This is a genomic window from Microbacterium sp. ISL-59, assembly GCF_018613945.1.
Classification (GTDB): domain Bacteria; phylum Actinomycetota; class Actinomycetes; order Actinomycetales; family Microbacteriaceae; genus Microbacterium; species Microbacterium oxydans_B.
Genome location: NZ_JAGGPG010000001.1, coordinates 228691 through 240423, shown reverse-complemented (window position 1 = coordinate 240423; position 11733 = coordinate 228691). Strand labels below are relative to the sequence as shown.

Here is an 11733-nt window from a genome sequence, read left to right as displayed (position 1 = left end):
CGAGCGACTCGTGGGGCAGGGGAGTTCGGAACGCGCCAACTAGACTGGAGGGGTGTCTGAAATCACCCCTGAACTCGTGCGCCATCTCGGTGTGCTCGCACGCATCCAGCTGAACGACGACGAGGTGTCGCGGCTCACGGGCCAGCTCGACGCGATCGTCGACAACATCGCGAAGGTCTCGGAGGTCGCGACAGATGATGTCGTCGCGACGAGCCACCCGATTCCGCTGAGCAATGTCTTCCGACCGGATGTGGTCGGCGAGACGCTCACACACGAGCAGGTGTTGCAGAACGCTCCGGATGCCGCCGACGGCCGCTTCCGCGTCACCGCGATCCTGGGAGAAGAGCAGTGAGCGACATCATCAGGCTGGACGCGGCGGATCTCGCCGCGAAGCTTGCCGCGCGCGAGGTCTCGAGCGTCGAGGCGACGCAGGCGCACCTCGACCGCATCGCTGCCGTTGACGGCGACGTCCACGCGTTCCTGCACGTCAACGAGGGAGCACTCGGTGCCGCTGCTGCGATCGATGCCCGTCGCGCCGCCGGTGAGGAGCTGGGCCCGCTCGCGGGTGTTCCGCTCGCGATCAAGGACGTGCTCGTCACGACCGATCAGCCGACGACCAGCGGCTCGCGCATCCTGGAAGGCTATCGCTCGCCGTATGACGCCACCGTGGTCGCGCGTTCGCGCGCCGCGGGCATGATCCCGCTCGGCAAGACCAACATGGACGAATTCGCGATGGGTTCCTCCACCGAGCACTCGGCGTACGGCCCCACGCACAACCCGTGGGATCTCGATCGCATCCCCGGTGGATCCGGCGGTGGCTCCGCCGCTGCTGTCGCCGCATTCGAGGCGCCTCTGGCGCTCGGATCCGACACGGGTGGCTCGATCCGTCAGCCCGCTCACGTCACGGGAACGGTGGGCGTCAAGCCGACGTACGGCGGCGTGAGCCGATACGGCGCGATCGCCCTCGCGTCCAGCCTCGACCAGGTCGGTCCGGTCTCCCGGACCGTCCTCGACTCGGGGCTGCTGCACGACGCCATCGCCGGCCACGACCCGAAGGACTCGACGTCCCTGCGCGAGGAGTGGCCGTCGTTCGCCCAGGCCGCGCGTGAAGGTGCACGCGGAGATGTGCTCAAGGGACTCAAAGTCGGCGTCATCCGAGAGCTGCCGGACAGCGGTTTCCAGCCCGGGGTCGCGGCATCGTTCCGGAGCGCTCTCGCGCTCATGGAAGCACAGGGAGCGGAGATCGTCGAGATCGGCGCCCCGCACTTCGAATACGGAGTCGCCGCGTACTACCTGATCCTCCCCGCCGAGGCGTCGAGCAACCTGGCGAAGTTCGACTCCGTGCGGTTCGGCCTGCGGGTCACGCCCGCCGGCAACCCGACGGTCGAGGACGTTATGTCCGCGACGCGCGATGCCGGCTTCGGCGACGAGGTCAAGCGTCGCATCATCCTCGGTACGTATGCCCTGTCGGCCGGATACTACGACGCGTATTACGGCAGCGCGCAGAAGGTCCGCACGCTCATCCAGCAGGACTTCGCTAACGCGTTCGCCGAGGTCGACGTCATCGCGACCCCGTCGGCGCCCACCACGGCGTTCAAGCTCGGCGAGAAGATCGACGACCCGCTGCAGATGTACCTCAACGACATCACGACGATCCCGGTGAACCTCGCCGGGGTCCCCGGCATCTCCATCCCGAGCGGCTTGGCGGACGACGACGGGCTGCCCGTCGGTATCCAGTTCATCGCGCCGGCACGCGAGGATGCGCGTCTCTACAAGGTCGGCGCCGCTCTCGAGACGCTGCTCGTCGACTCATGGGGTGCGCCGCTGCTCACCCGTGCCCCGCAGCTCGCAGGAGGGAACCGCTGATGGCCACCGCCAAGCTCATGGACTTCGACAAGGCGCTCGAGCTGTTCGAGCCCGTCCTCGGTTTCGAGGTGCACGTCGAGCTGAACACCAACACGAAGATGTTCTCCGACGCGCCGAACCCGGCGAACGAGGCGTATCACGCCGCCGAGCCGAACACTCTGATCGCGCCGGTCGATCTCGGCCTTCCCGGCTCTCTTCCGGTCGTCAACGAGACCGCGATCCGCTCGTCGATCAGCCTCGGTCTCGCGCTCGGCTGCTCGATCGCCGAGTCGAGCCGGTTCGCCCGCAAGAACTACTTCTACCCGGACCTCGGCAAGAACTATCAGATCTCGCAGTTCGACGAGCCCATCGCGTACGAGGGCTCCGTCGAGGTGGAGCTCGAGGACGGCACGCTCATCACGATCCCGATCGAGCGCGCGCACATGGAAGAGGACGCCGGCAAGCTCACCCACATGGGCGGAGCGACCGGGCGCATCCAGGGCGCGGAGTACTCGCTGGTCGACTACAACCGTGCCGGTGTGCCGCTGGTCGAGATCGTGACGAACATCATCTATGGCACCGAGCACCGCGCCCCAGAGGTCGCCAAGGCCTACGTGCAGGCGATCCGCGACATCGTTCGGGGACTCGGTATCTCGGAGGCACGCCTGGAGCGCGGCAACCTGCGCTGCGACGCGAACGTCTCGCTGCGTCCACGTGGCACGGACAAGCTCGGCACCCGTACGGAGACGAAGAACGTCAACTCGATGCGCTCGGTCGAGCGTGCCGTGAAGTACGAGATCCAGCGACAGGCGCAGATCCTCGCCGACGGCGGCACGATCACGCAGGAGACGCGGCACTGGCACGAGGACACCGGCACCACTTCGCCCGGACGTCCGAAGTCGGACGCCGACGACTACCGCTACTTCCCGGAGCCCGATCTGCTGCCCGTGGAGCCCGCCGCCGAGTTGATCGAAGAGTTGCGCGCCGCACTCCCGGAGCAGCCCGTCGCGCGTCGTCGTCGTCTCATGACGGAGTGGGGTTTCACGGATCTTGAGTTCCAGGACGTCCGCAACGGCGGTCTCCTCGAGGTCGTCGAGGCGACGATCGCCGCCGGCGCGACGCCGGCCACCGCCCGTAAGTGGTGGACCGGCGAGATCAGCCGCGTCGCGAACACGCAGGAGAAGGAAGCGACCCACCTGATCAGCCCGGAGAACGTCGCCGCGCTGCAGAAGCTCGTCGATGCGGGAACGCTCACCGACAAGCTCGCTCGTCAGGTGCTCGAAGGTGTCATCGCCGGCGAGGGCACGCCGCAGGAAGTCGTCGACGCCCGCGGGCTCGCGGTCGTTTCGGACGACGGCGCGTTGATCGCCGCGATCGATGAGGCACTGGCCGCGCAGCCCGATGTGATGGCGAAGATCAAGGACGGCAAGGTGCAGGCTGCCGGCGCCGTGATCGGTGCCGTCATGAAGGCGATGAAGGGCCAGGCGGACGCCGCCCGGGTCCGTGAGCTCATTCTCGAGCGCGCTGCACAGTAGCGCGCCACCCCGGGCTTCGTGTCCGAGGCCCGGGGGAGAATGGTCGTATGGGACACGGTGACGGCAGAGGGCGGATCGTCTCGTCCGCCGACGCCGACGACACCGGGACGCGCATCCTCCATGTCGACATGGATGCGTTCTATGCCGCCGTCGAGGTGCTCGATGACCCCTCCCTCCGTGGTCTGCCGCTCATCATCGGGGCACCGGATGGCCGCTCGGTCGTGTCGAGCGCTTCCTACGAGGCCCGTCGCTACGGGGTCCGTGCCGCGATGCCCGTGTCGCAAGCGCTCCGACTGTGTCCTTCGGCCCGCATCGTGCCGCCGCACTTCCACCGATATCAGGAGGTCTCTCGGCAGGTGATGGCGATCTTCGAGTCGTTCACACCGCTCGTCGAGCCGCTGTCGGTCGACGAGGCATTCCTCGATGTGCAGGGAGTGCGCCGTCTCTGGGGGAGCCCCTCGCGCATCGCGGAGTTGATCCGGCAACGAGTGCTCGACGAGGTCGGCATCACCTGCAGCGTGGGCGTGGCGGCGACGAAGCATGTGGCGAAGATGGCGTCGACGATCTCTAAGCCCGACGGCATGCTCGTCGTCGCCGCCCAGGACACGCTCGACTTCCTCGCGCCGAGACCGGTTCGTGCGATGTGGGGCGTTGGGCCGAAGGCAGCGGAGGCGCTCGAGGCGCGGGGCATCCGCACGGTGCAGGATGTTCGCGAGGCGCCACGAGAGATGATCGAGCGTGCAGTCGGCCCCGCCCTGAGTGGGCGTCTCACCGAGCTCGCGATGGGACAGGATCCGCGTGCCGTCGACACCGAGCGCGTGGAGAAGAGCATCGGTCATGAGGAGACATTCGACACGGACATCCGGGATCGGGAGTTTCTCCGTGCGGAGCTCCTGCGACTCGCCGATCGCGTCGCCGCGAGGCTGCGGCGTGCCGACTGGGAGACGGCAACCGTCGCGATCAAGATCCGATTCGACGACTTCCGCACCCTGAGTCGCTCCGTGACCCTGAGCGAGCCCACCGCGGTCGGTCAACGGATCGGCGAGGCCGCCCAGACGCTGTTCGAGCAGATCGATCGGAGGGACCCCGTGCGGCTCGTCGGCGTCCGAGCGGAGAACCTCCGCCCAGCCGGCGGTGGCGGCCTCGGGCTCTGGGACGACGATGAGGGTTGGCGCAAGGTCGAGGGAGCGGTCGACGAGGCCGTGGCACGGTTCGGCTCCGCGACGATCAGCCGCGCGCGACACATCGGGCGCGCCGATGGCCGAGGCGCTGCGCAACACCCGAAGGCGCATGGCCTGGATTGATCTCACGCGCGCCCTGTTCCTCGGCTACCGTGGAGACATGCCGAACATCGCACTGGAACTCGGAAAGCAAGCAGCGTCCTTCGGCGTGAAGAGCGCGTACGGAGAACCTCAGGACGTCGACGGGGTCAGCATCACTCCTGTCGCATTCACGTACTCCGGATTCGGCGGCGGCAGCGGAGACGGGGCCGAAGGCGGGGGAGGGGGCGGTGTTTCCGTTCCTGTCGGGGTGTATGTCCGGCGAGAAGAGGGTCTCCGTTTCGAGCCCAACATCGTCACGCTTCTCCTCGTGGCAGTGCCGTTCGTCTGGGTCACCGGGCGGGCATTCGTGCGCATCATCCGTGCCCTCAAGAAGTGAAGATCCCGTCGCGACGGCCCTGGAGCGCGCTGCGACCCTGATCGAACAGGACGTCCGCGCGCTGGCGGCCGCAAATCCTGTCGTCCTGATCGACGGCGGCAGCGGTGCGGGCAAGTCCTCCCTTGCCGCACGACTCGTGCGGCGCTGGCCGGTGCTCGGTCCCGTGCAGCTCGTCGCGCTCGACTCGATATACCCCGGCTGGGACGGGCTCGACGACGGAGCTGAACGCGCGCTCGAGTGGATCCTGCGTCCGCACGGTCGCGGATACCTCGGCACATGGCGTCGCTGGGACTGGGAGGCGGAGACCGAGGCCGAGAGCCACGCGGTCGACCCGGCCCTCGGCGTCATCATCGAGGGCAGCGGAATCCTGCGGCCAGCGACAGCCGGTCTCGCCGATGTCAGGATCTGGGTGGAATCCGCGGAGGAGTCGCGGAAGACCCGCGCGCTGAATCGTGACGGCGACACGTACCGTCCGCACTGGGACCGCTGGGCCGCTCAGGAACGCCGTCACATCGATCGGGACGATCCTCGCGCTCTCGCCACGCGGATCGTCGAGGTTCCGTAGGTCGGTCAGACGTTCGGGGCGGATTCTGCCTCATCGGCGGCCTGGATGATCAGTTCCAGTCGATAGCCGACCCATTCGTAGACGTCGTGGCGGCCGTCCTCGCCGGTCTCGTCGTCAGATGTGATCCCGAGTCTCGTGGCGATGACGAGACGGATCGCGGTGAGGGTTCGAAGCCAGGAGTCGAGGCTCTCGAGGGTGATGAGGATCTCTCTCACTTCGAGCGCATCTTCTTCGGTGAGCGCGTCGATGCCCGCGGGGTACTCATCCAAAGCCGCGCGGACCCTGCGCGCGTCGGCGAGGCGACGATCGAGGAGATCATCCCGTGCGGCATCGGCGAACTCGGCCGCGGCGTCCGAGTCTTCGGGATAGGGATTCGGCGTCAGCCGGTCGATGGCCGGATCACCCGTGCCCCGTGACTCGCTGACGAGTTCGATGAAGTCTTCGACGAGCCGGGCGAGGTGGAACTCCTCGATCACGGTGATGGGCATCACGATGATGTCGTCGCTCACAGCGGCGCCTTCCTGACGGTGGCCCAGAGCCCGAAGTCGTGCATGGCCTGCGCATGTACTTCCATGGTCTCGCGCGGGCCGGTGGCGACGATCGCGTGTCCGTCGTTGTGTACAGCGAGCATCAGAGCGGTGGCATGGTCGAGCGAGTACCCGAAGTACGTCCGGAACACGCGGACCACGTAACTCATGAGGTTCACGGGGTCGTTCCACACCACGACCTGCCAGGGCTCGAGCGGTGCTGCGCTGAGGTCTGTGATCTCGTCGAGTTCGGGGTGTGCCGACGGCGCCGTCATGCCCAGCCCATCTCGTGGAGCTGCTCATCATCGATGCCGTAGAAGTGAGCGATCTCGTGAACCAGGGTCGTATGGATCTCGTCACGGAGCTCGTGCTCGGTCTCGCACTGGGCGAGATGCGGCTCACGGTAGAGGACGATCCGGTCCGGAAGTTCGCCCATCCCGTATTGCGTGCGCTCGGTGAGCGCCAGACCGTCGTACAGGCCGAGCAGATCCAGGCTGCCGTCCTCGGGTCGGTCCTCCACGACGAACACGACGTTCTCCAGGCCCTCGACCATGTCATCGGGCAGGAGATCGAGCTCGTCGATCACCAGTTCTTCGAAGGCCGCGGCATCCATGTCCATCCTGTCCAGCCTAGAGGCGCGCAGGCCCCGGCGCCGGATCAGTGCAGAAGGACGAGCACGCCGGCCACGGCGATGAACAGTACGCCGAACACCAGGTTGAGGATGCGTTGGCCGCGCACGGATCTGGTGAGTCGCCGGAACGGGCGGGCGGCGGCCGCGAAGAACCCCCACATGACGATCACATCGACCACGATCACCGTGGCGATCAGCGTGAGGTACTGCGGCACAGGAGGCTCGTCGAGTCGGATGAACTGCGGGATGAACGCCAGGAAGAACACGATCGCCTTGGGGTTGAGGAGATTGACCCAGAATCCTCGGCGGATCATGGACCAGTGACTCTCACGCGAGTCGATCGGCACCGGCGCGTCATCCAGGGCGCCTACGGGTTTCGTGAGGATCAGACGAATGCCGAGGAACACGAGATAGGCCGCCCCGGCGTACCGGATGGCGTTGAACAGGAACTCCGAGCGCGAGACGAGAAGGCCGACCCCGGCGGCGACGATAGCCACGTGCACGATCAAAGCGATCTGCTGCCCGATGATTCCCCAGATCGAGCGCTTCCACCCCTGGTTCAGCGCATTCGACATCGTATTGATGGCGCCTGCTCCCGGGGTGAAGCTGATGACCACCGATGCGGTGAGCAGAGAGAACCAGACCGCGAGCGACACCATGTGAGTCTATGGCTTCTGTGCGGTCGGCCCGTTGCCACGGAGACGCGAAGAAGGCCCGAACCATGCGGTTCAGGCCTTCTTCCTGAGGGTGAGTAACGGGACTCGAACCCGCGACATCCGGCACCACAAGCCAGCGCTCTACCAGCTGAGCTATACCCACCATGTGCCCGCCGGAGCAGGCAACCATACGAGTCTATTACATGTTCGGAGTGAACTCGGACACCGTGCGAGCGGCGATCTCGCGCGCCTCATCGCTCGAGGGGCCGGGCTCGTCGACGAAGACGGCTTCGCGGTAGTAGCGGAGTTCGCGGATCGACTCCAGGATGTCGGCCAGCGCTCGGTGTCCGCCGTCTTTCGTCGGTGCCTGGAAGAAGACGCGCGGGTACCACCGCCGTGAGAGCTCCTTGATGCTCGAGACGTCGACGTTCCGGTAGTGCAGCCACTGGTCCACCTGCGGCATGTACTTCGCAAGGAACATCCTGTCGGTGCCGATCGTGTTGCCGGCGAGGGGCGCCTTGCGTTCGAGGGGCACGAAGCGCTTGATGTACGCGACCGTCTGCGCCTCCGCCTCTTCGAGGGAGATGCCGTTGGGGATCTCCTGGATGAGTCCGGAGGTCTCGTGCATCTTCGTGACGAAATCGTTCATGTGATCGAGTGCCGCAGCGCCGGGGCGGATCACCACCTGGAAACCCGGATCGATGGGGTTGAGCTCGAAATCGGTGATGACGACAGCGATCTCCACGAGCTCATCGACCGCGAGATCGAGGCCCGTCATCTCGCAGTCGATCCATACGAGGCGGTCGTTCTCGGACGCAGATACCATGCCGCCATCCTATCGACGGCCCCGACATCGCCGGTCGGGATGCCGTTCCACGCGCACTGGCGGGTCCGCGATACTCTAGTAGAGTGCGCCTCCGTAGCTCAGGGGATAGAGCAGGAGCCTTCTAATCTCTTGGTCGCAGGTTCGAATCCTGCCGGGGGCACCTTCATCCGATCCGCGCCGGACGGCACTCGATTTCTTCGCGACGAGTGGATCGATCGGCGGGGAGCGGGCCTGTTGACCTCAGCAGTATCGAAGCGCGGCGACCGCGTCATCCACACGCCAGAATTCTCCGACGACGCGAAAGACCCCGGTTGCGAGGTGCAGGCGCTCGGCACGATAGCGGACTCCGAGCGGGTCGGAGACGATGCGCAGGTGGCCGAGGACATGTTCCCGTCGGTCCTGCACCCGCCAGAGGTGATCCGCGGCGCGGACGAGATGCTCGCGGGGAGAAGAGAGCCGGGGCGTCGCATAGGGGACGTCGGGGAGAGAGGTGGTCAAGCTTTCGGACATCGGAACTCCTTTCGCGATTCGAAGCTATGACCGACCACCGACATTCGCTGTCCGTAGCGACACGCGCTGTGATCTGCTCTTTCTGCACCGAAAGGCGGTCGCGAGAACTGTCCACGCTTCGCGCGTTCCGGGGCGGTGGCCGGGTCTGGTGCAGGCCAGGCTGGGGCGATCCGGACGAGCTCCGCTCCGGTCAACGAAAGGACAGCACATGATCGACATGGTCACCATCGTGGGAAGAGTCGCCACGGATCCGACTCAGAGTCAGACCGGGGGAGGCGTGCCCGTCACGAACTTCCGTCTCGCGAGTACCCACCGTCGTTTCGACCCCGCCACGCAGGAGTGGACGGATGCCGGGACCAACTGGTTCTCGGTGGCTGCGTTCCGGAACCTCGGCGAGAATGCCAAGGCGTCGTTGCGCACCGGCGACAGCGTGATCGTCACCGGGCGGCTTAAGATCCGCAACTGGGAGAGCAACGGCAAGCACGGCACGAGCGTCGACATCGATGCGGACACCATCGGGCATGACCTGCGGTGGGGCACGACGGCTTATCGGCCGCAGTCGCGTCCGGCCGCGGCCGGACCCTCCGCGACGCCGAATGCAGAGGGCAGCAGCCCAGAGGAATCGGTGGACGATGACTCCGGGTCGGAGCAGGTCCTGCATGATTCCGAGCCGCTGGACCTGTCGTGGGCTGCGCCTACCTCGAGCGCGGGCGCCATGTCCTGACGGTCGTCCCGGCCCCGTGCTCGATCCAGGTGTGCGGGGCGCCGGCGGCGCGGAGGTCCAGATTGCCAGGCCACGTAGACTCGGCGTGTGCTTCGTCGTTCGGTCCTCTCGTCGCCGCGCGCGGCCGGTGCCCTCGTGGCTTCCATCGCCGCGCTCCTGCTGCTTTCCGCCTGCGCACCGGCTCCAGGCCCGTCTGCCTCACCCACGGCTGTGGCGTCGCCGACGCCCGGGACGACGACTCCCGCGGAACCGACACTCGTACCCGACGGCACCGCCGAGGAGAACCTCCCGTTCTTCACCGCGGTAGCCGAACGCGTCTGGGCAACGGATCAGCGGGGGGCCGGGCGGGCGTACATCGATGCTCTGGTCACGGCAGAATTCGAGCGGAGCGCGATGCAGGTGACCCAGGATCAGTCCACGGTGGGTAACCCTGCGGAGAGCCTGCAGTTCTCGGTGCGCTGGGGTGACAGCGAATGTCTCGTCGGTCAGGTGGGCCCGTCCACCGGGCGTGTCGTCACAGTCGTCATGCCGCAACTCGCCGAGGGGCGCTGCCTCGTCGGGACCACACGTGCGATCGACTGGTGACACGCGGCGGCTCCGGAAGGATGGAGTGTCGATGTTCGACGCCAACAGAAGGAGCGGTTTTCGGTGGCTGAGTAGATCTAGCGTGCGCTACTTCAAGATGGCGATGTCTTTCGGTAGGGTTCCCGCATGGGGAGACCGGTAACGAAGCCGTCCGCGAGTCAGCTAGAGAAACTTGCCGCCCACGCCAAAGAGTGCGGCGTTGAAGCGACGATAGCGTCCGAGGATGAGATCGAGGACGAAGAGATCGATCGTTGGGTCGAGCTCGAGTTTCGTAACGGGCGAGCGAAGAGGCGCCTTCGCATCTACGAAGATGAAGCCCACATTCTGCTGTCCACAGCATTGGACAGCGTCTTCTTCGTAGGTGACTACATGGCCTTTGCTGACCAGAGTTCTAACTTTATTGAGGCGGCCGTGGTGCACAACGGACCGGGGATGATTTCGCGAACTCCTCAACTCGCGAGAATCCCGGGCGCCAAATTGATCTACGACGAAGACACGGGCGACGGCCGGCGCTGGGTGAAGGACGCAGCAGTCGGAGTGGAGAAGGGGAACCACAAGCTCCTGCTCACCTCTGCGTCGGAAGTCGGCAGCGTACTCCTCGGACGTATGAATCGTCGGAGCACCGTTCTCCGCATCGAAGGCTACTCCGTTGACCAACACGATGACAGCCTTCGGTTGCTCGAGAGGCTCTCCGGATCACTCTTCTTCGATATTGACGTCATGTATGGCGTGCCCATGACACTTCGAAAGAAGCGGGCAAGCCGGGGGCGAGACGCTCACAGCAAGTCGAGAAAGGAGCCATCGTTTCCTTCAAGCGAGTACGCTCCGGAATCACTAGCTCTGTATCAGTACGGGCGGTCTGCGCAGGGGCTCCCTCTGCTCGAATTTCTCGCCTATTACCAGTCGATCGAGTTCTTCTTCCCAGCGTTTGCACACTCCGAAACATCCGCCGCGATGCGCACAGAATTGATGAACCCGAGATTCAACCCGTCGAGCGACAACGATATCTCGAGGCTGATCCAGCTAGCCGCGCCGGCAGTACGCGCCGGCGTCGGCGAGCGGGAGCAGTTGCGGGCTACATTGCGTGCGGCGACGAGTCGAGAAGGTGTCCGAGAAGCAATCAAGCGAATCGAAGAGGGCGGGAATACAAGTCTGATTGCCAAGAACGGTGGTATCGGAGGTACCGAGGCGCTGCGTCCGGCCGCAGAGGACATCCGAGAGCAGATCGCTGATCGGTTTTACACCATCCGCTGTCGTATCGTGCACACCAAACAAGACGGAGGCCGCAACGGCGAAGAGCTTCTCCTCCCAACCAGCGAGGAGGCAAGTCGGCTCGTTGGGGACACCGCGCTACTTCGATATGTGGCACAGCAAGCAATCTTCAGCCAAGGAACACGACGCCCCGACTAGGTCCGCGCAGCGGCGCAGCGCGGCTCAGCGTTGCGGCGATGTGCACTGTCAGTAGCTCCGTGCGCCCTGTCAGTAGGCTCCTGGTCAGGAATTCCGCGCCATGCCGGCGGCATGGCGACAGGTTCGAGGGTGGTGAGCAAATGTGCTCGATGGTGAGGCCGAGTGGATCCGCCACGATCTATCTCGTCGCGAATCGTAGTTGCCCTCCTCGCTTGTAACTCAGATAGTCGTCGCTCGGACGCACCGCTGGCGTGTGTTGA

The 11733-nt window shown here is 65.6% G+C and carries 15 protein-coding genes and 2 tRNA genes; 10 read left to right on the top strand and 7 right to left on the bottom strand.

What is annotated here, in order from left to right:
* The first annotated feature begins 52 nt into the window (after positions 1 to 52).
* Genes gatC through J7E45_RS01160 form a run of 6 tightly spaced genes read left to right on the top strand, consistent with a single transcriptional unit; the run spans position 53 to position 5604 of the window.
* Positions 53 to 352 (top strand): Asp-tRNA(Asn)/Glu-tRNA(Gln) amidotransferase subunit GatC, encoded by a 300-nt coding sequence (gene gatC, locus J7E45_RS01185; protein WP_028501947.1) that lies wholly within the window; start codon positions 53 to 55, stop codon positions 350 to 352.
* Complete coding sequence (gatA, locus tag J7E45_RS01180; RefSeq protein ID WP_215066578.1) at positions 349 to 1866, top strand: Asp-tRNA(Asn)/Glu-tRNA(Gln) amidotransferase subunit GatA; 1518 nt, start codon at positions 349 to 351, stop codon at positions 1864 to 1866. The genes gatC and gatA overlap by 4 nt, the downstream gene beginning before the upstream one ends.
* Positions 1866 to 3380, top strand: coding sequence for an Asp-tRNA(Asn)/Glu-tRNA(Gln) amidotransferase subunit GatB (gatB, locus tag J7E45_RS01175; RefSeq protein ID WP_215066576.1), 1515 nt, complete (start codon positions 1866 to 1868; stop codon positions 3378 to 3380). Before gatA ends, gatB begins: the two co-directional genes overlap by 1 nt.
* Positions 3381 to 3427: 47 nt before the next feature.
* The gene (dinB, locus tag J7E45_RS01170) at positions 3428 to 4684 is read left to right on the top strand and encodes a DNA polymerase IV (protein WP_091036170.1); all 1257 of its coding nucleotides are present in this window, start codon (positions 3428 to 3430) and stop codon (positions 4682 to 4684) included.
* Positions 4685 to 4721: 37 nt separating this feature from the next.
* A complete protein-coding gene (locus J7E45_RS01165; RefSeq protein ID WP_215067255.1) occupies positions 4722 to 5039 on the top strand; it encodes a hypothetical protein in 318 nt (105 codons plus the stop codon).
* Positions 5023 to 5604 (top strand): hypothetical protein, encoded by a 582-nt coding sequence (locus J7E45_RS01160; RefSeq protein WP_091036172.1) that lies wholly within the window; start codon positions 5023 to 5025, stop codon positions 5602 to 5604. Before J7E45_RS01165 ends, J7E45_RS01160 begins: the two co-directional genes overlap by 17 nt.
* A gap of 5 nt (positions 5605 to 5609) precedes the next feature.
* Here J7E45_RS01160 and J7E45_RS01155 read toward each other — a convergent pair whose 3' ends face one another.
* From J7E45_RS01155 to orn, 6 genes are all read right to left on the bottom strand, one after another.
* The gene (locus tag J7E45_RS01155) at positions 5610 to 6113 is read right to left on the bottom strand and encodes a DUF2017 family protein (RefSeq protein WP_215066574.1); all 504 of its coding nucleotides are present in this window, start codon (positions 6111 to 6113) and stop codon (positions 5610 to 5612) included.
* On the bottom strand, positions 6110 to 6406 hold the full coding sequence (gene clpS, locus J7E45_RS01150) for an ATP-dependent Clp protease adapter ClpS (RefSeq protein WP_215066572.1): 297 nt from the start codon (positions 6404 to 6406) through the stop codon (positions 6110 to 6112). Before clpS ends, J7E45_RS01155 begins: the two co-directional genes overlap by 4 nt.
* Positions 6403 to 6750: a metallopeptidase family protein gene (locus J7E45_RS01145; protein WP_091036179.1), complete on the bottom strand. Its 348-nt coding sequence runs from the start codon at positions 6748 to 6750 to the stop codon at positions 6403 to 6405. The genes clpS and J7E45_RS01145 overlap by 4 nt, the downstream gene beginning before the upstream one ends.
* A 38-nt stretch (positions 6751 to 6788) precedes the next feature.
* The gene (locus tag J7E45_RS01140) at positions 6789 to 7418 is read right to left on the bottom strand and encodes a LysE family transporter (RefSeq protein ID WP_208617701.1); all 630 of its coding nucleotides are present in this window, start codon (positions 7416 to 7418) and stop codon (positions 6789 to 6791) included.
* A 90-nt stretch (positions 7419 to 7508) separates the two neighbouring features.
* Positions 7509 to 7581 (bottom strand) — tRNA-His (locus J7E45_RS01135).
* Between the two features lie 36 nt (positions 7582 to 7617).
* Complete coding sequence (gene orn / locus J7E45_RS01130; protein ID WP_091036184.1) at positions 7618 to 8244, bottom strand: oligoribonuclease; 627 nt, start codon at positions 8242 to 8244, stop codon at positions 7618 to 7620.
* Positions 8245 to 8331: 87 nt separating this feature from the next.
* Here orn and J7E45_RS01125 point away from each other — a divergent pair.
* Positions 8332 to 8404 (top strand) — tRNA-Arg (locus J7E45_RS01125).
* A gap of 80 nt (positions 8405 to 8484) precedes the next feature.
* On the opposite strand, the gene J7E45_RS01120 is transcribed toward J7E45_RS01125, so the two are convergent.
* On the bottom strand, positions 8485 to 8754 hold the full coding sequence (locus J7E45_RS01120) for a hypothetical protein (protein WP_091036188.1): 270 nt from the start codon (positions 8752 to 8754) through the stop codon (positions 8485 to 8487).
* 208 nt (positions 8755 to 8962) lie between these two features.
* On the opposite strand from J7E45_RS01120, the gene J7E45_RS01115 reads away from it, so the two are divergent.
* From J7E45_RS01115 to J7E45_RS01105, 3 genes are all read left to right on the top strand, one after another.
* The gene (locus J7E45_RS01115; RefSeq protein ID WP_251053340.1) at positions 8963 to 9478 is read left to right on the top strand and encodes a single-stranded DNA-binding protein; all 516 of its coding nucleotides are present in this window, start codon (positions 8963 to 8965) and stop codon (positions 9476 to 9478) included.
* 87 nt (positions 9479 to 9565) lie between these two features.
* On the top strand, positions 9566 to 10063 hold the full coding sequence (locus J7E45_RS01110; protein ID WP_215066570.1) for a hypothetical protein: 498 nt from the start codon (positions 9566 to 9568) through the stop codon (positions 10061 to 10063).
* Positions 10064 to 10189: 126 nt separating this feature from the next.
* Entirely contained in the window at positions 10190 to 11473 is a 1284-nt protein-coding gene (locus tag J7E45_RS01105; RefSeq protein ID WP_215066568.1) for a hypothetical protein, read from the top strand.
* Positions 11474 to 11733 lie beyond the last annotated feature (260 nt).